The following is a 23,289-nucleotide window of genomic DNA, read 5'->3' on the forward strand; positions in this document are numbered from 1 at the left end:
ACCATTTACATAAAATAGAAAAAATGAATCATATTACATATTTATACAGCTTGTCATTGGATGAATATGGTAGATTGGTTGTATGTATGAAAACGTTCCTGGATAAAAAGCATGGGGAAGTTCTGCCTAGTGATTAAAAAAGGTTTTCACCTCTCTCACAGGGAATATAAAGCGTGGATGAATCTACTATAAAGATTAAAAAAGGAGAGTGGGAAAATGGATGTATTCCTAAGCCAGTATGATTGGATCAGGCGCACCCGGGAAACATTATTTCGTTATTGCGAAACGTTAGCACATGATGATTATGTAAGAGAGTTAGAAACATTTGGCGGTGACTCCATCCGAAATCTGCATGCTCATGTAGCGGACTGTTACCAGACCTGGCTCGGAATTCGGGCACTTGGAAAGCAGTTTCCCGAAATTAACCCACAGACCATTCACAGTGTACAAGATATGCGAGAGATTTTTGCAAAAACAGATGATTTGGTTCTTGAATTTCTTCAAGAATTTAAAGAAAATGGCGACAGAAACATTCAAGTCACCAGGAATGGAGAATCCTGGAATGTAACGGTATTATGGCTGTTTACGCACACGGCCACTCACGAGTTTCATCATAAAGGACAGATTGTAAAAATCGGCAGACAGCTCGGGTATATTCCGCCGGATACAGATCTCATAGAAGAATTCATTCCTAGTTGACAATTTATCAGGAAGGAATCTCTAGTGTGAATAAAAAGCTGATTAAAAAGTTTAACCGTCAGGCTGAGACTTACGACCGAATGAGAGAAAAACATTTCCAACAAAAATGGAGAGAAAAATTAATTGGAGAGGCTAGAGGACATGTACTGGAACTGGCAGTGGGCGCAGGAGGAAACTTTCCGTTTTACAGGATAGAAGAGATCGATACCATTACTGCGGTAGATTTCAGCCCGGAGATGCTTTGGAAAGCAAAAAAGGCAGCTCAGCAATATCATCTTCCGGTAGCGTTTATTGAAAGCGACATTGACGAGCTGGCTTTTGAAAAACAACAGTTTGATACGGTCGTTTCTACTCTTTCATTTTGTGGTTATTCCCATCCTATGCGAATCCTGGAAAATGTAAGTACATGGTGTAAACCAAACGGACAAGTATTGCTGCTGGAGCACGGAATCAGCTCTAATTTCCTCGTCTCAACTTTACAAAGAGCCCTGGACCCCTTGGCTGTTAAAACCGTGGGCTGCCATCAAAATCGTAACATTATGGAACTGATTAACCGCTCGCCTTTGGAAATTCAGAAAGCAGAACATCATTGGCTGGATGTCTTTCATCTTATTTGGGCCATGCCACGAAAGGAATAAGGAGTGGACCATATGAAGATGGCAGTAGGCAGACACCTGTAACTATTCCATCATTAAAATAAAAAGCAAAGTGCTTACTCTGAAAAAAATGATTTTAAAGGAGAGTTCAATTCAAAATGGGAATGTCAGACTACTATAAAAAACTAAGAGATCAAGTGGGTAACGAACTGATTTTTGTTCCGAGTGTGGCAGGTATTGTTCGAAATGAAGCCGGAGAGATTCTGTTTCAAAACAAAGGCACAGGAGAGAACTGGAGTCTTCCTGCCGGAGCGATCGAACCCGGTGAAGCGCCAGCAGAAGCATTAGTTCGTGAAGTTTGGGAAGAAACCGGGTTGCATGTTATACCAAAAAAACTATTAGGTGTATTCGGCGGTAAGGACTTTCGCTATCAATATCCGGATGGAAATAAAGTAGAATACAACTTGTTTGTGTTCGAATGTAAGGTTCACAGTGGCGACTTAAATCCGATTGATTCAGAAACCTTTGATTTGCGCTATTTCAAAGCAGATGAGAGGCCGGAACTTGCTATACCATACCCCGCATCCATTTTTGAAGAAACAACTGATTGTGTATCCTTCCAGTGGAACGAAGAGTGGTTGGATAACTTGAAGATACTTAAATAATTAAGCATAAAAAAGAGGAGGTAATTATTATGCTCTTTATGCTGATCGTCAAAGCCTCGAAGAATTCCGAAGCCGGAAAACTCCCTAGCTCTGAGCTTATTGAAGCCATGACGAAGTACAATGAGGAATTAGTTAAGGCAGGTGTGAGGGTTGTGGCTAAAGGACTTCATCCTAGTTCAAATGGGATTCGCCTTTCGTATCTGAAACCAGGGGAAAAACCGGTGGTTACGGAAGGCCCATTTACGGAATCAAAAGAATTGGTCGCCGGGTTCATTCTGATTGATGTGAAGTCGAGGGAAGAAGCCATCGAGTGGGCCATGAGGATGCCGGACCCGCAAGGACATGGGGAAGGTCAGATTGAATTGCGTCAAGTATTTGAGGCACCGGAGCTGACCAAGAATCCGGAAATGTTGGCCAAGGAAGCGGAATTACGTGAGCTCTGAGAAGGGAAGTTGATTGTAACCCCTCTAGACAAATTGTTTCAAAAACTAAAGGATGCTTCAGTCTGAGAAGAACTATAATAATACCAAAGAAAACTCGTCTAAAAGTTGGCGAGTTTTCTTTGTCTATATGCCATATATGATGTAAATGGGTTGATTTGCTCGTTTTTTAACCTCCTATCTGTTACTCAAGAATAGTTATAATATCTCTCCATAACAAACTTTGAACGATCTCCTCGTACAACGCTTGCAGAAAATTCGATTGGCAATTCCTTTGCGGAATAAGTGATCGATTCCAGTAAAAAAGACGGGGAGCCTGCTGGGATGTTCAACAGTTCGCTCATGGCTTCATTGGTTAGAATGGGCTCGATGGATTCCACTGATCGGTGGATTTCAATCTCAAATTTGCTTCTTAACAATTGAAACAAAGAACCCGAACAATCTTCCTGCATCAAACCTGGTGCAACCTTCCAAGGGATAAAAGAGGTGGAATGCTGAAGAGGTTCTGAACCGCCATGACGCAATCGTACCAGCTTGATGACTGGGTCCTCTTCTTCTATCTCAAGGGTCTGTGCCAAAGAATAATAGGCGGGGATGACCTCAAATGCAAGAACTTTTGAAAAAGATACAAGGCCGGCATCTTTCATCTGCTCTGAAAAACTCTTCATATTTTGAGAAAGTGCCTCATTGATTTTCGGCTTTGATACAAAAGTGCCCTTTCCCTGAACGCGATGAATTTTGCCGTCGATTTCAAGTTGTTGCAATGCCAGGCGGATTGTTGTTCGGCTGACATCAAACATCCGGCATAATTCGGATTCAGTGGGAAGCTGGCTCCCAATCTGATACGTCTCATTTTTAATAAGTTCCAAAAGCTTTTCTTTAATTAAATAATATAAGGCAGTTCCCGGGCTTCTATTTATCATATTCTCACTCCGATTTATCTCTCCTACCTGAATGGTGTATACATATGTTACAACAAATTTGTGAATTTATACAATTTATTTAATAGTAGAACTATTACAAAAATATTCTGTTTTCCCGGCTACTGTCGTTTTTAATGCAATTAACGCTATCAAAATCCTTAAGAATTGCTTGGATTCTTAGTAAATAACGGTTATGCAATCTAAATATTTAGAAAATTCTGTTGACAAGAGATTAGAAATCCAATAGATTTGTAGTAACAACACAACAAATTGAGAAAGGAGGAAAATGTTATGACATATGATGTACTGGTAGAGGGCATCATTTCCACGGATGTTATTTTTTCATCCATTCCCAAAATGCCGAATCCTGGAGAAGAGGTCTATTGCGGATCGTTTGAATTTACCTGCGGTGCAGCCTATAACACAGCAGTAGCTCTTTCGAGGCTGGGGCTGAAGGTGGCAGTAATCGGCCCAATGGGCAATGACTTTCTCAGTCAGTTTATGAAGGGGAGTTTGGAGGCGGAAGGTGTTTCCACCTCTCTCATGTTCCAAGTTGATCAACCTCTTCGTTGTTTATCTGTTTGCATTAATTATGGCGGAGACCGATCGTTTCTCTCTTTTCAGGACAGCGTTGAAAAATTAAACCTTGCTGATTATGCGTGTTCTGTAATTGAAAAGACAGAAGCAAAGGTCTTACATACTTCGGCAGGAAGAGGTAACAAAGGGGTCATTGAAACGGCCAAAACTAAAGGAATGCTGATCTCTTTGGATGTAGGCTGGGATGAGGAATGGCTGCAGGACGACCAATTGAGTGAGCTCCTTAAAATGGCGGACATCTTTACACCTAACCAAAAAGAGGCAGAAACAATAACAGGGATTATGAATCCCTATGAAGCCATTGAAAAGCTGGGTAAACATAACACCTCCGTCGTTATTAAACTGGGAGAGCACGGTGCATTGATGCGACAAAATCACACCATCAAAAAAATCGCGGGTTATCAATGCGAGGCCATTGATACAACAGGGGCAGGAGATGTTTTCTCTGCCGGCCTGTTGGCAGGGATGCTAAAGGGATGGTCTTTAGAGGATTCCGTTAAATTAGGCAATTACTGCGGTAGCTGCTCTGTGCAAAGTTTGGGAGGAGCAACCGGCAGTCCGAGCTGGCAACAGGTACAAAAGGGTTTTTTGGAACCTATAAAATAATACAGGAGGATGAATCATGAAATTGACCATATTAGGCGGAGCCGGGATGAGGACTCCCTTATTGATTGAAGGCTTGTTTAAACAAAATGATCTTCATTTTAAAGAAGTCACTCTCTTTGATATTGATGAAGAAAGGCTATCGGTTATGGGACGCATTTCTCGATTTCTGGTAGACAAATACCAAGGAGATTTTATTCTTTCATTCACCACCGATATCAAGGAAGCGGTACGAGGTGCGGATTTTATTTTCTCCGCCATTCGTGTGGGTCAGGAGGAAGGACGCGTCCTTGATGAACAAATCGCTCTTAAGTATGGAGTGCTCGGCCAGGAAACAACAGGTCCGGGGGGATTTGCCATGGGGTTGCGGACGATTCCCGTCATGCTCGAATACTCCAGGATTATCTACGAGGAAGCTCCGGAAGCCTGGCTTCTGAACTTTACCAACCCGGCTGGTTTGATGGCTCAAGCCCTTACTACATATGGAAAACATAAAAAAGTAATCGGAATATGCGATGCACATGCCGGGATTAAAAATTCGCTGTGCAAGTTTTTAAAGGTGCCTCATACTGACCTGCAAGTTACTTATTTTGGATTAAACCATCTGGGCTGGGTCCCTTCTGTTTATGAAAAAGGTGTGGACCGGCTTCCTGAAATTCTTGATCGTTATGAACACCTATCCCGTATTTCGCATACTTTCCGTTTTTTTGAACCGGAACTGATCCGTAACATGGGGATGCTGCCCAATGAATATTTGTACTACTTTTATTACGCAGATCAAGCAGTAACAAACATCTTGCAATCGAATCAAACGAGAGGCGAGCAAATTGTTCAGTTAAACCGCCCGCTTCTTGAAAGAGTGTCAGACCTCGTCCAACAGGACCGTATGGAGGAAGCCTGGGCTGATTATAAAGGAACACTTGATGCGCGGGGCAGCACGTACATGTCGAGGGAAACGACCGGTCAAATCCATGATGTTCACGAAGAAGAAGAAACCGTTGAACTCTCCTTTGAAGAAGAAGGCTATGAAGGTTTGGCCCTCAACATCATCCGCAGTATTGCAAACAACAAACAGCAAATCTTAACCCTAAACGTGCCAAACAATGGGACAATCACTCAGCTGCATAACGATGATGTGGTGGAAGTTCCTTGTCTTGTAAATAAAAATGGGTATTTTCCAATTAATATTGGCGACGTTCCGGATTTTGCCCTTTCATTGATCCATCCGGTAAAAACGTATGAGCGGTTAGCCGTGGAATGTGCAGTAAAGGGAGATTATCAAGCGGGGGTGAATGCCTTGACTGTTCATCCTCTTGTCCCTTCATTTACCTCAGCGAAGGCAATGATGGATGATTATCTGACGGCTCACCAAAAGCATCTGCCTCAATTCAGAGATAAGAATATTAACGTTTAACAAGAGATTACGAGTTTTCCAGCAAGACTCCAAAAAAATGTTTAAAGGGAGGGTCTACATTGAAAAAAGGAAAGGTGCTTTTTCTTTTAATCTTGATTTTTTCTTTATTGGTCGGTTGTAATGCTGCTCCGCCAACAAGCGGAAAGAAAAACGAGGCAAAGAGTGAAAAGCTGAGCTGGAATAACAAAAAAGACCTAAAAGGGGAAGAAATCACCTTATTGTGGGTGAATACTGACGGTGCTAACGGGCCGAGAGGAAAAATATTAAAAGAGTTTACCAAAGACACAGGAATCAAAGTGAAAGAAATAGCGGTTGATTACAATTCCCTGTACAACAAGATCACTACCGCTGTTCTCTCCAATTCGGCGGACATTGATTTGGCAGAAATGGATACGATTTGGGCCGGTCAGTTCATGGAAGGTGGGATTGCCTATGATCTGGCGGACACCGTACCGAAAGACGTTCAGAAAAAGTATACGCAATCGTCCCTGAGCTCCGTCATGTATAAAGACCAGTTGGCCGCTGTTCCATTTTTCTCCAGCACAAAGCATTTCTACTGGAACAAGGAGCTTCTTGCAAAAGCCGGATATAACGCTCCTCCAAAAACGTGGGATGAATTTCGGGAAATGTCTAAAAAACTGACGAAGAATGGTGTATATGGTTCTGCCTGGTCATGGAAACAAGCAGAAGGATTAAACTGTGACTTTGTCAGCCTCGTATATGGGTTTGGCGGTAAATTTTTTGATGAAAATGGAGCGCCTGTTTTTAATAAAGGCGGGGGATTGAAAGCGCTTCAATTTATGGCGGATCTCACTCAAAAGGATAAAACCGTTGATCCGGCAAGCTTGCAATGGAGTGAGGATGATGTGAAAAATGCATTTTCTACAGGAAAGATCGCCATGATGACGAACTGGGAAGGTATGTATCCCGATTTAAATGATCCATCCAAATCCAAAGTAGTTGATAAAACCGATGTCGGATTAATGCCGGGAAATGGGGATGTGAAGTCGGCTGCAGTTACCGGTTCTGAGGGCATTTCTTTAATGAAAGACAGTAAACATAAGCAAGCTGCATTGGAATTCTTAAAATGGATGAGCACCAAGAAGTTTCAACTTCCATTGTTTAAGAATGACGGAATGTATCCTACAACGGAAGGGCTATATGACGATCCTGATCTAAAGGCGGCAGACAAAACAAAAACAGTGGACAAAGTCATGAAGCAGTTTGAATATGGACAAAACCGTCCCAATGCTCCAGGTTACGTGGAGTGGGCGGATATATTATCTGCTGAAATCCATGAAGCACTGTTAGGGAAAAAATCTCCGAAAGAGGCATTGGATACGGCAGCAAAAAAAATAGAGAAAGCAATTGAAGAGTCAAAATAATGATCAGGAAGCGGTTAGGCACTAACCGCTTCTTCTTTCAAAGGAGGATCGAGATGGAAAAATCGGCTGGTAAGTCAGTGAAATTCAGGCTTAGGGGGAAAAAAAAGAGAAAAGATCTACTTTTTGCTGTGATCTTGCTGTTACCCACCTTTTACATACTCTTTAAAACCTTTTTATTTCCCATCTATCAATCGCTCGTCTGGAGTATGTATAAGTATCACATGCTGGATGGTTCTGATGTGGTATTTGTAGGTTTTAGTAATTTTACAGCATTGTTCAAGAACCATGATTTCTGGACGGCAATCTATTTTACCGGTTACTTTACCGTCATCTCCACTGTAGCGGAATTAGTACTCGGCTTGTTTAGCGCTTTGCTGCTCAATCAGATGTTCAGGGGAAGAGTATTTTTCCGGATGATTATCATCATTCCCTGGGCGATGCTGACCCTCGTAAACGGTTTGCTGTGGAAATGGATTTTTCAGCCTGGGAACGGGTCATTTACGATTATCCTGAAGAAAATTCATGTGCTTAGCGCAAGTGAAAACCCGTTATGGCTGGCTGATGCCCATAATATTATTAATTCCGTGGTGGTTGCCGATGTCTGGAAAATGACCCCGTTTATGACACTTTTACTTTTGGCCGGCCTTCAGGCAATCCCCTCGACACTTTATGAAGCGGCGATGATGGATGGTGCTGGGTTCTGGAAAAAGCTTTGGTATGTCACCATTCCTCAGTTGTTTCCCATCCTGATGATTGCCGTTGTGCTTCGTACCATTGCCGCATTTCGCGTTTATGACATCCTGACCGTTTTCACAGGAGACCCAACCACTTCTATTTCCTACCTGACATTCAACAAGGCATTCCGTTACTTTTATCTCGGTGAAGCTTCAGCCATGGCGTGGGTTTCAACGGCTATCATTCTCGTATTTATTGTCTTGTATATTCGCATGTTAAAGAAGAATTCCCATGAGGTATAAAAGGAGGGATATTCATGTTTGAACCAACGATTGAACAGAGAAGCGTGAAAAATGAGGTCGCAACGGTTAAAAGGAAATCCAGCTTGTTTAAGGTGAACAGCACAGATCTGATTCCTCCCCTTTACTTGTGGTGCGGCTTAATCCTGCTCGCACTGTTTACATTGGCTCCTTTTGTCTATTTGTTTACGTCTTCCATCAGTAAAACCGAAGAACTTCTTAGCGGTCATTTGGTTCCTCACTCTCCCACACTGGAAAACTATTATCGTCTTTTTACGGGAAATGGGGCTGCCGAATTTATTGCAGCCATGAAAAACAGTATCATTGTGTCCCTGGGCACCACGGTGTGCACACTGATTTTGGCCATTTTTGCTTCGTATGCCTTTTCCAAGGTGATGTTTCCATTTCGGAATTCTGCGTTATTTACAGTGCTGGCGATGCAGTTGTTGCCGTCCATCTCGATCATCGCTCCGCTCTATGTCATGATGAGAAATGGAATTTCCATTGCTATCCCATTCACCAATGTCATATTGTTTCAATCGCCTCCTCTTTTGGACACGGTTTGGTCGTTAATTATTTCCTATACGACCTTTTCACTGCCGTTTGCCATCTGGATCATGACCGGCTACTTCCAAACCATCCCTAAAGCACTGGAGGAAGCTGCCATTATCGATGGGTGTTCTCGTATGGGAAGCTTGTTTCGGATTATTATTCCCCTTGCCATGCCCGGAATTGCGGCAACCGCTATTTTTACGCTGCTGTTGGCATGGGATGAATTTATGTTTGCCAGTGCGTTCACTCAATCCTTTGCTTCCAAAACATTGCCGATCGCTATCCGTGAGTTTATTGGCAAGCACAACATTGATTGGGGACTTATGACGGCTGGGGGCTTTATCGCCTCGCTGCCGCCGGTTCTGGTCTCCGTATTTCTTTATAAATATATTGTCGGGGGCCTTGCTGGTGGAGGTGTGAAGGAATAATGACACACATTGTGATGGGGATTGATGGAGGCGGAAGCAAAACACATGCGGTTATTGCCGATCAGTCTGGTAACCTTCTTGGGAAAGGATTTTCAGGATGCTCCAACTACCAGGTGAACGGGATTGAGCAAGCGTTCACCAATATTCAAGAAGCAGTTGCAACCGCCATGCAGGAGGCCCGGCTTTCAAGCACTGATCTTTCTTTTGTCCAGTATGGACTGGCCGGCGCTGATCGTGAAATAGATATTCGAACGCTGAAATCAAAGCTTGCAACCCTGCCTTATAAAAAATGGGACCTGGTATGTGACACCATGGAAGGCTTGCGGCTCGGGAGTGATTCCAATACCGGAGTCGTTTTAGTAGCAGGGAGCGGTACAAATGCAGCCGGACGAAACCAGGAAGGGAACGTGGTCCAAACTGGAGGTTTCGGTTATCTCTATGGCGATGGACAGGTAGGTGGGAATGCACTTGCGGCAGAAGCATTCAGATCTGCGGTGCGTTCCTGGGAGCTTCGGGACATTCCTTCGAGCTTAACCGAACGGATCCCCCGTTTTCTGGGATTTAATACGATGGAAGAAATGTGGAATCAATTCTTGGATAAGGGGGTAACGAAAGTCGACGGCAGACTGGCGATTGTTCTGCATCAAGCCGCAATGGATGGAGATCTGCTTTCGATCCGGATATTACAAAACGCCGGCAGCGAGCTGGGCATAGCGGCAAACTCTGTGATCAAGAGACTCGGGAACTTGCCTTTACCTATTCCCATCGTTTTAACAGGCAGTGTACTGCAAAAGGGGAAAAATCCTGTAGTATTGGATGCATTAAGAAAGACGATCGAGAATGAGGGACACGAAATCGAGATGATCATTCCACAAAAGGATCCGGTTTTTGGAGCAGTGTTACTGGCATTTGACCATCTTCATTTGCCGGTTAGCATTGAAATTTTAAACCGAATGGAAGAAGGGTGGATAAGTTATGAAAAACGGGCTTAAAGTAGCGGTGATCGGCGGTGGATCTTCGTATACGCCTGAATTAATTGAAGGCTTTATTGAACGGCATGAAGAGTTTCCTGTACAGGAACTTTTTCTGGTGGACATCAACGAGGGAAAGGAAAAACTTGAAATCGTAGGAGAATTAGCACGGAGGATGATTCAAAAAGGCGGCGTTCCCATTCATCTCACGTTAACGTTTGATCGGGAGGAAGCTATCACAGGAGCTGACTTTGTCATCACCCAGCTCCGTGTGGGAATGCTTGAGGCAAGATCGAGGGATGAGAGAATCCCCCTCCGTTATCAGTGCATTGGCCAGGAAACCACTGGGGCCGGAGGGTTTGCTAAAGCCCTGCGGACCATACCGGTTATCCTTGATATCTGTCGGGATATTGAAAAATATGCTCCTGAAGCTTTTTTGATCAATTTTACTAACCCTGCAGGTGTTGTAACGGAAGCGGTAAATAAATATTCAACCGTAAATGCGATTGGGCTTTGCAACCTACCGATCAACACAAGGAAACAGCTTGCTGAATTCTTTAATGTGGACGCCAATGAAATTGAGATTGAAATGGCAGGAATTAATCATTTGAATTGGACGACAAAAATTTGGGTAAAAAACAAAGATGTTACTGAGAGTTTCTTAAATGGAGAAGCAGACCTGAAAGGCTTTAACATGAATAATATTCCTGATCTTGAATGGAATCGTGACTTTTTGCAGGCATTGGATGCTCTACCTTGCGGTTATCATCGTTATTATTATAAGGAAGATGAGGTTTTGAAACATCAATTAGAGCAATTACAGGAGACTGGAACCAGAGCGGATGAGGTAAAAAAGGTAGAGGCCGCTTTGTTTAAACGCTATCAAGATCCCAATCTGTCCATCAAACCACCGGAACTCGCTCAAAGAGGAGGAGCATTCTATTCGGAGGCAGCGGTAGATATCATGTCCTCGATTTATAACAATAAGAAAGATATTCAGACCGTAAATGTGCAGAATAATGGGATCCTATCCTGTCTTCCTAATACTGCTTCTATTGAAGTCAATTGCGTGATTGACCGGCAGGGTGCTCATCCCATTCAACTTACTACCAAAATCGATGCAAGAATCCGCGGATTGCTGCAAGTGGTAAAAGCGTATGAAGAAATGACCATTGAAGCTGCAGTTTACGGAGACTATGCCATGGGACTGCTCGCCTTGACTACTCATCCGCTGGTGAAGAGTGCTTCTGTTGCAGAAAAAATATTCCAAGACATTCTAAATGAAAATAAGACCTTTCTGCCACAGTTTTTTTCAGAAAGCAAAACGGTATAAGCAAAAGCTCCGGGACTGGGAAAAATCTCTCAGTTCCGTTTTTATGAGTGAAGGCAGGACCATGTAATCTCAAAAACTTAATTTGTTAAAGTATTAAAAATTTTTTGATAAATCGGTTGAAAAGTAAGATATGGAGTGGTTTAATAAAGCTATATATTTTAAAAACTGAAAAAAGGAAGAGGCAATATTTTTTTAAGCAATTATTGAAACAGTGTTTCTTATTACGAAACAACCGGAGGTGGAGAGTATTGCTTGAGACAGTATCCCTGTCGGATTTAACCTCGATCTTACCCCAAGAACAAATCATGGTCGAGGAAGAGAATGACCCTCCCCTAGGCAATGGAGGGTATATCACCGTTTTTCCTGAAACTGAAGAGGAAATTCAGGGCATTTTAAAATATGCTGGGGACCATGATAAAAAGATTACGATTCAGGGCAGGGGAACAAAAAGGGGTTATGGAGGACAAAATGAAAAAGCTGACATTTTGCTTTCGTTATCGAAATACAAAGGGATTGTTGAACATACGGTTGGAAATATGACAATCACTGTGAAGGCAGGAACCTCTTTTCACGAGCTGCAAACGTACCTGGCCGAGCACCAGCAGCGCGTTTCCCTAGATCCGGCGTGGCCAGAACAGGCCACGATTGGCGGTATTATCGGATCGAATGAAAGCGGTCCCAAGCGGCTGGGTTATGGTTCCTCACGAGATGTAGTCATTGGGTTGCGTATGGTTTATCCTGATGGCTCAATCATACGGTCCGGGGGAAAGGTCGTAAAAAATGTGGCCGGTTATGATATGAACAAACTGTTTATTGGATCCATGGGTACGCTGGCCGTTATGTCTGAAGTGGTTCTTAAACTGCGTCCGCTTGCGAAGTATGAAAGCTTGGTGCTCATGTCCTTTCAGGAAGGAAATCTGGAGGCGGTTCGCTTGTTTGCCACGACTCTTTTGGAATCCATGATGGAACCTGTCACTCTCGAGCTGTTAACACCAGCTCTCTCCGAAAGACTGACCGGTCAACGAGTTTATACGTTGGCGATGAGTTTCGAGGATGTAAAGAGTGCTGTGCATTATCAGGAGGAATTCGTCAAAAGCATCTCTCCAGCCCAGGTCCAAATGGACATCTTGCCCCAAGAAAAAGCACAGGCGTTTTGGGATCAATTCTATATCCTCAGGCCGAATGGAGCCCTACCTTCCACCGATACTGAAACAGTTGCAACCGTCAAAATCGGCGTTACCAATCTTGACGTCCTTCATGTTTTAAAGGAAAGCGAGCTCTTGCAAGACAGCCACAATTTGGTGATTCAGGGGCACGGTGGATTAGGACATGGTTTGTGTCAAGTGACATTGAAAGGAGCAAGCGGTAATATCCTGAGGGCTATAACTCATCTCCGGCAACTTGTAGAACAGTTAAACGGTTATCTTATCGTGACACATTTACCTTACGTTCTCCGGCAGCAGGTCAGTGTGTGGGGCAAGCCACCATCCTATTTTTATCTGCTGGAAGGAATTAAAACCAAAGTTGACCCCAAGAGAATTCTCAATGACAAACGTTATGTGGGAGGGATCTAAGCGTGAGCACAAGGGAAAGCGATGTGAAAGAACGCCTGGCATGCACAACCACAAACCTGAGCAATTATCATTGGAGCGATCCTCCTGACGAAAATAAATGGGCGGATTGTGTCCATTGCGGGATGTGTCTGGAATCATGTCCCACGTATGAACTCACCGGCCAGGAGCAACATTCTCCCCGAGGGCGGGTTCATCTCATCAAGTCGGTCGCCGAAGGAAAAATCGAGGTGAATGAACAGTTTATGGATCCGGTTTTTGCCTGCCTGGACTGCCGTGCATGTACAACTGCCTGTCCTGCGGATGTGGATGTCGGGGGACTGATCGAAGAGGCGCGTGGGCAAATTCGCCAAGCCATGCCATTGACAGGCTACAGAAAAACCGTCAGCAATTTTTTCCTGCACAGTCTATTTCCTCATCAGAACCGCTTGAACACCGTTGGCGGGTTATTAAAATTTTATCAAAAGAGCGGGATGCAAAAGGTCGTCCGGAAAACCGGACTGTTAAAGGTAATGCCTGATCATCTGGCAGAGATGGAAGGAATCATGCCGGTACTGACAAAACCCGTGCGAAAAAAATACAAGAATCAAAAAGTGATTAAAGCAAAAGGCGTAACCAAGCATGAGGTTTCCTTTTTAACGGGATGTGTCATGGATGTGATGTTCAGTGACATTAATGACGCTACAATTAACGTTCTGACCCGAAACGGTAATGATGTGGTCATTCCGCAAAACCAGACATGCTGCGGTGCTCTTCACGTGCACGCGGGTGATCGGGAAATGGGAAGAAAGCTTGCTATACAGAACATTGAGGCATTTAACGATGCAGAAAAAATCATTGTTAATGCCGCAGGATGTGGCTGCATGATGAAGGAATATGCGGAATTGTTCCGTGAAGAGCCCGAATGGCACGAAAAAGCGCTGGCGTTTTCCGCCAAGGTGGAAGACGTATCGAAATATCTTCATGACACGGGGTATGAAAAGCCACAGGCCGAAATAAACACCCGCATCACCTATCACGATGCCTGCCATTTAGCACATGGACAGGGAGTACGTCAGGAGCCTCGTAACATTTTGCTTGATATCCCGGGCGTTGAAATGGTCCATATGCCAAACGCTGACCGCTGCTGCGGAAGTGCCGGAATCTATAATATTACCAATCCTGAAATGGCGGGAGCTGTGCTGGAAAGCAAGATGGAGAATGTACCGGATGACGTGGAGATGATCTCGATGGGAAATCCCGGCTGCATGCTTCAAATGGCGATGGGCGTCCAAAAATATGGGCGGAATCAAAAAATTGTTCACACTGTTCAGCTGCTCGACTGGGCCTACCAGAAAGAAGATGGCTTAAGGGGGCAAGAATAATGGGACGAAAGGGACTGAAAACAAAAGATAAACACATTAAGAATCTCGCAAGGATCGTAGGCGACCGTTCGATTTTACACCATAAAGAGGATTTATTGGCGTACGACTGTGACGGATTTACGATCCACAAGTATTTGCCAAAAGCGGTTGTTTTTCCAAAGGATACACTGGAGGTTGCCCGTCTCGTCAACTATTGCTCAGACAACGGGCTGCCTTTTCTCGCTCGCGGCGCAGGCACAGGTTTGAGCGGCGGAGCCATTCCCGTCAACGGAGAAGTGGTGATCAGTCTGGTTAAAATGAAAAAGCTGCTGAGTGTAGATTACGAGAATAGAAGAGCGGTGGTTGAACCCGGATTCGTCAACCTGAAGCTGACCAACTCCATCTCGGATAAAGGGTATTACTATGCACCTGATCCATCCAGCCAGTATTGCTGTACGATTGGCGGGAATGTGGCAGAAAATGCGGGAGGCGCTCATTGTCTGAAGTATGGGGTGACCACAAATCACATTTTGGGACTGGAAGTGGTTTTGCCAAACGGCGAAATCATTGAAATCGGCAATAACGGGGTTCCTGATGCGCCTGGGTATGATCTCCTCGGATTGATTACTGGCTCGGAAGGAACGCTGGGAATCGTGACCAAAATCACCGTCAGGATTCTGAAAAACCCGGAAGCCAAACAGACTGTGCTCGCCTATTTTAATGACGTTTCAGACGGGAGTCATGCGGTATCGGACATTATCTCTGCTGGTATTGTTCCTGCTGCGCTTGAAATGATGGATAAAACAGCCATTGAAGGGGTGGAGGCCGCAGCCTTTCCTGTGGGACACCCGAGAGATATTGAAGCACTGCTGCTCATTGAAGTTGATGGCATCTCTGCCGGGATTGATGAGCAAATCAGCCAGATCCTCGACGTCTGTAAAAACCGGAATGTCAGGGAAGTAAAAGTCGCCCAGGATGAAGCAGAACGGGCCAGATGGTGGGCGAACCGGAAGACAGGATTCGGTGCCATGGGTGCCATCTCTCCCGACTATTTGGTACAAGACGGAGTCATCCCGCGCAGCCGGCTGCCGGAAGTGCTAAACAGAATCAACCAGATCAGTGAAGAATCCGGCCTTCGCATCGCTAATATTTTTCATGCAGGGGACGGAAATCTTCACCCGCTCGTTCTTTTTGACGCAAGAATTCCGGGTCAAACGGAATTGGCCATCGCCGCAGGCAGTGCGTGTTTGCAAGCTTGTGCAGATGTTGGTGGAACCATTACGGGAGAGCATGGAGTGGGAATTGAGAAGAGAGAAGAAATGCGCTTCGTGTTCACCGATGAAGAAATACAGGCCCAGACCGATATTCGAGAGGTGTTTAATCCGGGGAACCTGTTAAATGCCGGTAAATTATTTCCAAGTCCGGGTCGATGTGCTGAAGTCAAAAAAGAGATAAAAGAGGCAGCACTTTAAAATCGTGTAAATTTTCCGAAAACAGTTGAAAGCGATTTATACTTCGTGCTATTATTTTTTCAACATCATACAAAACAGCGTTTTGTAATAACAAACAATAAATACTAAAAGGAGGAACAAGCGATGGAAAACTATGTTCAAAAAGGTAATTTGCAAGTAGCTCAAGAACTTTATGAGTTTATTCAATCTGAAGCACTACCCGGAACCGGGGTAAACCCTGACACGTTCTGGTCGGAATTTGAAGGACTGATTCAGGATCTCACACCAAAGAACAGGGAATTATTAGCGCGCCGTGATGAAATTCAGGACCGGATTAATGAATGGCATCTGGACCATAAGGACCGGTTCGATTTTGAATCGTATAAGGAGTTTTTACAGGAAATCGGTTATCTTGAACCGGAGGCAGAGGATTTTGAAATTACCACCCAAGGAGTGGATGATGAGATTGCGATCCAAGCTGGACCACAGCTGGTGGTTCCGGTGAACAATGCCCGTTATGCCATCAACGCGGCGAACGCCCGCTGGGGAAGCCTCTATGATGCGCTTTATGGAACGGATGCTATCAGTGAAGAAAATGGGGCCGAGCGAGGTGCTAGTTACAATCAGATTCGGGGTGAAAGGGTCATTGCCTTTGGAAGAGAGTTTCTTAACCAAACCATTCCTTTAAAAGATGCTTCTCATGAAGATGCGGTTCAATATCGTGTGGTCGACGGGGAGTTATCCGTTACGCTACATACCGGGGATACCGCAGGACTGGAAGATTCCTCAAAGTTTGCGGGGGTTCAAGGGTCGTTAGAAAATCCAAACGCCCTTTTGTTCAAAAACAATGATCTTTACTTTGAAATCCAGATTGACCGCAATCATCCTATCGGTAAAACCGATGACGCCGGCGTAAAAGATATCCTGGTCGAAGCAGCCATTACCACGATTATGGATTGTGAAGATTCTGTAACCGCTGTGGATGCCGAAGATAAAGTGCTTGTCTATCGAAATTGGCTCGGTCTTATGAAGGGAGATTTAACGGCTACCTTCCAGAAGGGAAGCAAATCCATGACTCGCACCCTTAACGCCGACCGCCAATATACAACTCCTGCTGGAGAAGAGTTCACATTGTCAGGGCGATCATTAATGTTTGTCCGTAATGTCGGCCACTTGATGACGAATAACGCGATTTTGGTTAATGGAGAGGAGATTCAGGAAGGGATTCTTGATGGAGTGATTACGAGCCTTTTGGCCAAACATACTCTTCTCGGTAATGGAAGCTATCAAAACTCTTCCAAAGGATCCGTCTATATTGTTAAGCCGAAAATGCATGGATCAGAGGAAGTCAGATTTGCCAATGAGCTTCTCGGTCGTGTGGAAGATATGCTTGGACTCGAACGCAATACCATTAAAATCGGCGTAATGGATGAAGAACGTCGAACGTCCCTTAACTTAAAGGCATGCATCCGTGAAGTCAAAGACAGGATCGCCTTTATCAATACAGGCTTTCTTGACCGAACCGGCGATGAAATCCATACCTCCATGGAAGCAGGTCCGATGATCCGTAAAAGTGACATGAAATCATCCGCCTGGCTGCAAGGCTATGAAAAATCCAACGTATTTACAGGGCTTGAGACCGGCTTCCAGGGTAAAGCCCAGATTGGTAAAGGAATGTGGGCGATGCCTGACTTGATGGCAGATATGCTGAAGCAGAAGATTGGCCACCCAAAGGCCGGAGCAAATACAGCTTGGGTTCCGTCGCCTACAGCCGCTACGCTGCATGCCCTGCATTACCATCAAGTGGATGTTTCCAAGGTACAGGATGAGCTTAAAAAAGAATCAAAGGATTTACGGGATGACATTTTGGAAATTCCGGTCGTAAAACGTGCAAATTGGAGCGCAGAAGAAATTCAACAGGAATTGGACAATAATGCGCAAGGGATATTAGGCTATGTCGTTCGATGGGTGGAACAGGGCGTCGGCTGTTCCAAAGTGCCGGATTACTATGATGTTGGACTGATGGAAGACAGGGCGACGCTCAGAATCTCCAGCCAGCATGTGGCGAACTGGCTGCACCACGGAATTTGCACAAAAGAACAAGTAAGGGAGACGTTAGAGCGGATGGCCAAGGTAGTAGATGAACAAAATGCCGGAGATCCATCCTATCTCAGAATGTCCGATAACTATGACCATTCAGTTGCGTTTCAGGCAGCATGCGACCTGGTCTTTAAAGGCTTTGAACAGCCAAACGGTTACACAGAACCTATCCTGCACCGCCGACGTATTGAAGCGAAAGCCAAATATGCCATCAAACAGTAGCAGAATGCCTGCTTCCACCGGCTTTTTTATAACAGAAACAAACCTGGTAATGCAGTAATTTTACGGGTTCGATCGTGAGATTACTGTTCAACAATTCGTGAGGAGTTGAGAATATGCAAAACCTGAAGGAGAAATCGCTTGAACTTCACAAACAGTCCAAAGGAAAACTCAGTGTGGCGGTTAAGGTTACGATCGAAAATGCAGATGACCTGAGTTTGGCTTATTCTCCGGGAGTAGCAGAGCCGTGTAAAGCCATTTACCAGGATCCGCAAAAAATTTACGATTATACGATCAAAGGAAATGTGGTTGCGGTCGTTTCTGATGGTTCAGCCGTATTAGGATTAGGGAACATCGGCGCAGGAGCATCGATGCCGGTTATGGAAGGAAAAGCGGCGCTATTTAAGGCCTTTGCAGGAATTGATGCCTTTCCGATCTGTTTAAACACGCAGGATGCCGAACAGATCATTCAAATTGTGAAATCAATAGAGCCGACATTCGGCGGGATTAATTTAGAGGATATTTCAGCTCCTAACTGTTTCATTATTGAAGAACGGCTGAAAAAAGAAATGGATATCCCTGTTTTTCATGATGACCAGCATGGAACAGCCATTGTTACGGCAGCCGGCTTAATTAATGCGCTGAAGGTTGTCAACAAACGGATTGAGGATACAAAAATCGTTGTAAATGGAGCCGGGGCTGCAGGGATCGCTGTAACGAAGCTGCTAATCAATATGGGCGTGAAAGATCTCATTCTTTGTGATTCCAAAGGGGCGATTTTTGAAGGACGAGCCTATGGGATGAACGCCATGAAAGATTGGATTTCTGTTCTCACCAACAAAGAGAACGCAGAAGGAAGCTTACAAGACGTCATTAAAGAAGCCGACGTCTTTATCGGGGTTTCAGTGGCTGAGGCCGTAACGCCGGAAATGGTAGAATCCATGGGCAAAGACCCGATTATTTTTGCCATGGCTAATCCTATTCCCGAAATTATGCCTGTGCTTGCCAAGGCGGCTGGTGCGGCGGTAGTGGGAACCGGACGTTCCGATCTTCCCAACCAGGTGAATAATGTCCTGGCGTTTCCAGGTATTTTTAAGGGTGCTTTACAAGTCTTTGCTTCTGAAATCAATGAAGAAATGAAAATAGCTGCTGTTTATGCTATTGCTAACTTAATTACAACCGAAGAACTAACCTATGACTACGTCATTCCTCATGCCTTTGATAAGAGAGTCGTAGAAGCAGTGGCCAAAGCGGTAGCAGACGCTGCCATTTCCACAGGGGTGGCCCGGAACATTAATATGAAACAACCTACCAATTACTGAGAGGAGTAGCAGAATGAAATTTACTAGATTTAAGGTTCAGTCTTCTGTTTTAACAGGGGTTTTAACGGAAGACCGTACCATCAGAGAAATCAAGGGAGACCTGTTTGGTAAATGGGAATATACCGGACAAATGTTTTCAGAAACGGACGTTAACTTCCTTGCTCCAATAGCTCCGAACCAAATCATTGGAATTGGCGCCAACTATGTATCCAAGACAAACGAGCTTCCAAGTGAGCTTCCGGAAATCCCGGTTTTTTTCTTTAAGCCAACCTCCTCGGTAATCGGACCTGAAGAAGATATCATCATACCGGGCAATATCGAGCAGGTTAAGTTTGAATCAGAGCTTGCGATAGTCATTGGAAAAGAAGCAAAGAATGTCCGGGAAGAAGAGGTGCTTGAGTATGTTTTCGGGTATACTGTCGGCAATGATGTGACCGCCCCTCAATATTTCCATGAAGCCGGCCATTGGACCATTGGAAAGTCATTTGATACCTTTACTCCACTAGGACCGGTCATTGAAACGGAGCTGGACCCTTTCAATGTTATTGTCGAGGCAAAGCTGAACGATGTGAAAAAACAAAACAGTCCCACGAATTTAATGATCATTCCCATTCGTAAAATGATTTCCTATCTTACCGGAGTCATGACGCTTAAACCTGGTGATGTAATCTTAACGGGCAGCCCTGTCGGCGCAGAATTTGTGGGAGCAGGCGATGTGATCGAATGCGAGATCAAGGAGATTGGGAAACTCCGCAACACGTTTGCTGCAGCCAGAGAACGCATCCAAGCTTAAGTGAACCATCCATGGCCCGGTGGCAGATATGCTATAATTTTCTTATACTTACAGATGAGGTGAGGGGTTTTGGAAAGAGAGAATATGGTAAAGTCCGTCAGCCGGGCACTGGATATCATTACCCTGGTCAGTTTGAAAAAAGGCGGATTGGGTGTAACTGAAATCGCAAAACAAATTGATATCAACAAAAGCTCTGTCTATCGGATCCTGTCCACTTTGGTGCTGTATGGCTATATTGAACAAGATAAAGAAACAGGGCGTTATAAGCTCGGATATAAATTCTTGGAAGTTAGTTCAAAACTGCTTGAATCCATCGACCTGAGAGCGGAAGCAAAACCATTTCTACAGGAGCTGGAAGATGAAACAAATGAAGTCGTTCATCTTGTTGTCTTTGATCAAGGTGAGGTCGTCTATATTGAAAAATTGGACGGAAACGAAACTCTCCGTATGCATTCCAAGGTGGGAAAGCGTGCCCCGATGCATTGTACATCTGTAGGGAAAGCCATCCTTGCTTCACTGCCTGCGAACGAGGTCGTGGAAATTCTCCAGCGTAAAGGAATGCCCAAGCATACGGACAAAACCATAACAGACAAAGATCTTTTTCTAGAAGAATTAAATCAGGTAAGACAGAAGGGCTATGCATTAGATTTGGAAGAAAATGAAACGGGCATCACGTGTATTGCAGTACCCATCTACGATCATTTGGGAACGGTAGCTGGTGCGGTTAGCATCTCTGGGCCAACCCTCCGTATGACCAATGAACGTTTGGAACAGCTCAAGCCCCGCATGCAGCAAATCGGCATGCAACTTTCTGCCCGGCTTGGTTATACGAACGAAGATTTCGTTCAGATGAAAAAGGAAAGTTAGTGAAAAGAAGAGGAACGGGTTTTAAACAATCCGTCCTCTTTTTATGTACTGAATTTTTAAAATATACAGAAAATAAATTGACGCGGTATTATGAGAGCGATTACAATAAATTTTGAAACTCTTCTATTACAGCAGGAAAGGAGTATAAAGAACCTTCATTTAAAAAATCTATTATAATTTCATCTCATCTCTCTCATCAATGATCCCACCCTTAGACATTCTTCCATTCATGATTCAACGAATTAATTCCTTAGTGTTTTTTTATTTAAGAATTTCGGGAAACATTGTTTGGTAATAACAAACAAAAAAAGAGGAGGTTTTATTTGATGTCATGGAAGCAAATCTATGATCCAATTGGCGATAGTATTGGCCTCTCTGCACTCGTTGCTCTTATCCCTATTTTGTATTTATTGTGGGCGCTGGCAATAAAACGCATGAAAGGGTACATAGCGGGATTGACTACATTGGTTGTGGCTCTCTTTGTGGCTGTGCTGGTCTACGGCATGCCAGCAGGAATGGCGGCCATGTCCATTTTGCAGGGTGCTGTCTATGGACTGCTGCCCATTGGCTGGATCATCGTTGCATCGGTCTTTTTGTATAAACTGTCGGTAAAAACGGGGCAGTTTGATATTATTCGAGATTCCATTGTTTCCATAACAGAGGACAGGCGTTTGCAGGCTTTATTAATCGCCTTCTCATTCGGTGCCTTCCTGGAAGGGGCTGCCGGTTTTGGCGCACCGGTTGCCATCTCTGCCGCTCTGCTTGTGGGATTGGGGTTTAATCCTCTCTATGCCGCGGGTCTTTGTTTGCTTGCCAACACCGCTCCTGTAGCCTTTGGAGCCATTGGATCGCCTGTGATCGCCATTGAAGGACCCACGGGAATGTCAGCGATTGAGGTTTCCAAGGTGGTCGGCCGTCAGCTGCCCTTTTTATCGGTTTTCGTGCCTTTTTACCTCGTCGTTATGATGGCAGGCTTCAAAAAGGCATTTGAAGTGATTCCTGCTATTCTCGTATCGGGGGTCTCGTTTGCGGTCACACAGTTCCTTGTGTCCAATTATCTCGGACCGGAGCTTCCGGATATCATCTCAGCTTTGGTATCCATCATCGCCTTAACCTTGTTCCTGAAAGTTTGGCAGCCCAAAACGGCATTTCGTTTTAAGTCTGAAATGGGACAGGCAGAAATGGCGGCAGGTAACGCGGTATCCATACATGCGATTAAGTCGGACGGTAAAAACTACACCTTCCCGCAAATTTTAAAAGCCTGGTCACCGTTCATTTTATTAACTATCATCATTTCTGTTTGGGGCATACCGACCATAAAAAAGGCACTAATTGGACAGTATGAAGGAACAAATACTCTGCTTCAGGGGTTGAATTCTCTTGGAAGCTATCTCAGTTTTCATCCGGCCGTCCCCGGGTTGAACAATTTAATAATCGACGGAAACGGCCAGCCCATTGCGGCGCTGTTTAAGTTGGAGCTATTAGCGGCAGCAGGCACGGCCATTTTAATCTCGGCCATTATTTCGAAGTTCATTCTAAAAATCGGCTGGAAAAGCTGGTTTTCAACTTTTATTGAAACGCTGAATGAATTAAAGTTCGCCTTGGTAACCATTGCATCAGTTGTGGGGTTTGCTTATGTGGCCAATGCTTCAGGTATGAGTATTACACTCGGGATGACACTCGCTGCTACAGGTTCTCTGTTCCCGTTTGTTTCTCCGATTCTTGGATGGTTAGGAGTATTTCTGACCGGTTCCGATACGTCTGCCAACTTATTATTTTCAAGCCTACAAAAAATTACGGCAAACCAGGTAGGGATGGACCCCATCTTGGCTATTGCGGCAAACAGCAGCGGTGGTGTAACAGGGAAAATGATTTCACCACAATCCATAGCGGTTGCTTGTGCGGCTGTGGGTCTGGGAGGAAAAGAATCCGATTTGCTCCGCTTCACTATAAAGCATAGCATCATCCTGCTTCTCATCATTTGCTGCATCACGTATTTGCAATCCACGGTATTATCATGGATGCTGCCGTAGATTGACTTAA

General features: G+C 44.5%; 20 protein-coding genes. 19 read left to right on the forward strand and 1 reads right to left on the reverse strand.

Features of this window, described 5'->3' with window-relative positions:
• The first annotated feature begins 216 nt into the window (after window positions 1-216).
• From QNH15_RS13170 to QNH15_RS13185, 4 genes are all read left to right on the forward strand, one after another.
• Window positions 217-699, forward strand: a complete 483-nt coding sequence (locus tag QNH15_RS13170) for a DinB family protein (protein WP_283895259.1) — start codon at window positions 217-219, stop codon at window positions 697-699.
• Window positions 700-725: 26 nt separating this feature from the next.
• Window positions 726-1,337: a class I SAM-dependent methyltransferase gene (locus tag QNH15_RS13175; protein WP_283895260.1), complete on the forward strand. Its 612-nt coding sequence runs from the start codon at window positions 726-728 to the stop codon at window positions 1,335-1,337.
• Between the two features lie 116 nt (window positions 1,338-1,453).
• Window positions 1,454-1,960, forward strand: a complete 507-nt coding sequence (locus tag QNH15_RS13180; protein WP_283895262.1) for an NUDIX hydrolase — start codon at window positions 1,454-1,456, stop codon at window positions 1,958-1,960.
• A 29-nt stretch (window positions 1,961-1,989) separates the two neighbouring features.
• A complete protein-coding gene (locus QNH15_RS13185; protein WP_283895264.1) occupies window positions 1,990-2,403 on the forward strand; it encodes a YciI family protein in 414 nt (137 codons plus the stop codon).
• Between the two features lie 185 nt (window positions 2,404-2,588).
• Here QNH15_RS13185 and QNH15_RS13190 read toward each other — a convergent pair whose 3' ends face one another.
• Window positions 2,589-3,323: a GntR family transcriptional regulator gene (locus tag QNH15_RS13190; protein ID WP_283895266.1), complete on the reverse strand. Its 735-nt coding sequence runs from the start codon at window positions 3,321-3,323 to the stop codon at window positions 2,589-2,591.
• Window positions 3,324-3,614: 291 nt separating this feature from the next.
• Here QNH15_RS13190 and QNH15_RS13195 point away from each other — a divergent pair, with 291 nt between their 5' ends.
• The 15 genes from QNH15_RS13195 to QNH15_RS13265 all read left to right on the forward strand — a co-directional run bounded on the left by QNH15_RS13195 (window position 3,615) and on the right by QNH15_RS13265 (window position 23,279).
• Window positions 3,615-4,526, forward strand: a complete 912-nt coding sequence (locus tag QNH15_RS13195) for a carbohydrate kinase family protein (protein WP_283895268.1) — start codon at window positions 3,615-3,617, stop codon at window positions 4,524-4,526.
• Window positions 4,527-4,542: 16 nt separating this feature from the next.
• On the forward strand, window positions 4,543-5,937 hold the full coding sequence (locus QNH15_RS13200) for a 6-phospho-beta-glucosidase (RefSeq protein ID WP_283895270.1): 1,395 nt from the start codon (window positions 4,543-4,545) through the stop codon (window positions 5,935-5,937).
• A 59-nt stretch (window positions 5,938-5,996) separates the two neighbouring features.
• A complete protein-coding gene (locus QNH15_RS13205; protein WP_283895272.1) occupies window positions 5,997-7,322 on the forward strand; it encodes an extracellular solute-binding protein in 1,326 nt (441 codons plus the stop codon).
• 53 nt (window positions 7,323-7,375) lie between these two features.
• Entirely contained in the window at window positions 7,376-8,299 is a 924-nt protein-coding gene (locus QNH15_RS13210) for a carbohydrate ABC transporter permease (RefSeq protein WP_283895274.1), read from the forward strand.
• Window positions 8,300-8,313: 14 nt separating this feature from the next.
• Entirely contained in the window at window positions 8,314-9,276 is a 963-nt protein-coding gene (locus QNH15_RS13215; RefSeq protein WP_283895276.1) for a carbohydrate ABC transporter permease, read from the forward strand.
• Window positions 9,276-10,268, forward strand: coding sequence for an N-acetylglucosamine kinase (locus tag QNH15_RS13220; RefSeq protein WP_283895278.1), 993 nt, complete (start codon window positions 9,276-9,278; stop codon window positions 10,266-10,268). Before QNH15_RS13215 ends, QNH15_RS13220 begins: the two co-directional genes overlap by 1 nt.
• Window positions 10,252-11,580, forward strand: coding sequence for a 6-phospho-beta-glucosidase (locus QNH15_RS13225; protein WP_283895280.1), 1,329 nt, complete (start codon window positions 10,252-10,254; stop codon window positions 11,578-11,580). Before QNH15_RS13220 ends, QNH15_RS13225 begins: the two co-directional genes overlap by 17 nt.
• Window positions 11,581-11,828: 248 nt before the next feature.
• On the forward strand, window positions 11,829-13,154 hold the full coding sequence (locus QNH15_RS13230; RefSeq protein WP_430667150.1) for an FAD-binding oxidoreductase: 1,326 nt from the start codon (window positions 11,829-11,831) through the stop codon (window positions 13,152-13,154).
• A gap of 2 nt (window positions 13,155-13,156) precedes the next feature.
• Window positions 13,157-14,515, forward strand: a complete 1,359-nt coding sequence (locus QNH15_RS13235) for a (Fe-S)-binding protein (protein ID WP_283895282.1) — start codon at window positions 13,157-13,159, stop codon at window positions 14,513-14,515.
• Entirely contained in the window at window positions 14,515-15,966 is a 1,452-nt protein-coding gene (locus QNH15_RS13240) for an FAD-binding oxidoreductase (RefSeq protein WP_283895283.1), read from the forward strand. Before QNH15_RS13235 ends, QNH15_RS13240 begins: the two co-directional genes overlap by 1 nt.
• 123 nt (window positions 15,967-16,089) lie before the next feature.
• Window positions 16,090-18,267: a malate synthase G gene (locus QNH15_RS13245; protein WP_283895285.1), complete on the forward strand. Its 2,178-nt coding sequence runs from the start codon at window positions 16,090-16,092 to the stop codon at window positions 18,265-18,267.
• A 113-nt stretch (window positions 18,268-18,380) separates the two neighbouring features.
• Window positions 18,381-19,586 (forward strand): NAD(P)-dependent malic enzyme, encoded by a 1,206-nt coding sequence (locus tag QNH15_RS13250; RefSeq protein ID WP_283895287.1) that lies wholly within the window; start codon window positions 18,381-18,383, stop codon window positions 19,584-19,586.
• A gap of 13 nt (window positions 19,587-19,599) precedes the next feature.
• Window positions 19,600-20,379 (forward strand): fumarylacetoacetate hydrolase family protein, encoded by a 780-nt coding sequence (locus tag QNH15_RS13255; protein WP_283895289.1) that lies wholly within the window; start codon window positions 19,600-19,602, stop codon window positions 20,377-20,379.
• A gap of 69 nt (window positions 20,380-20,448) precedes the next feature.
• A complete protein-coding gene (locus QNH15_RS13260; protein WP_061970224.1) occupies window positions 20,449-21,246 on the forward strand; it encodes an IclR family transcriptional regulator in 798 nt (265 codons plus the stop codon).
• 326 nt (window positions 21,247-21,572) lie between these two features.
• Window positions 21,573-23,279 (forward strand): L-lactate permease, encoded by a 1,707-nt coding sequence (locus QNH15_RS13265; RefSeq protein ID WP_283895319.1) that lies wholly within the window; start codon window positions 21,573-21,575, stop codon window positions 23,277-23,279.
• Window positions 23,280-23,289: the final 10 nt, after the last annotated feature.

Source organism: Fictibacillus enclensis (assembly GCF_030123385.1).
In the GTDB taxonomy this organism is placed as follows: domain Bacteria; phylum Bacillota; class Bacilli; order Bacillales; family Fictibacillaceae; genus Fictibacillus_C; species Fictibacillus_C enclensis.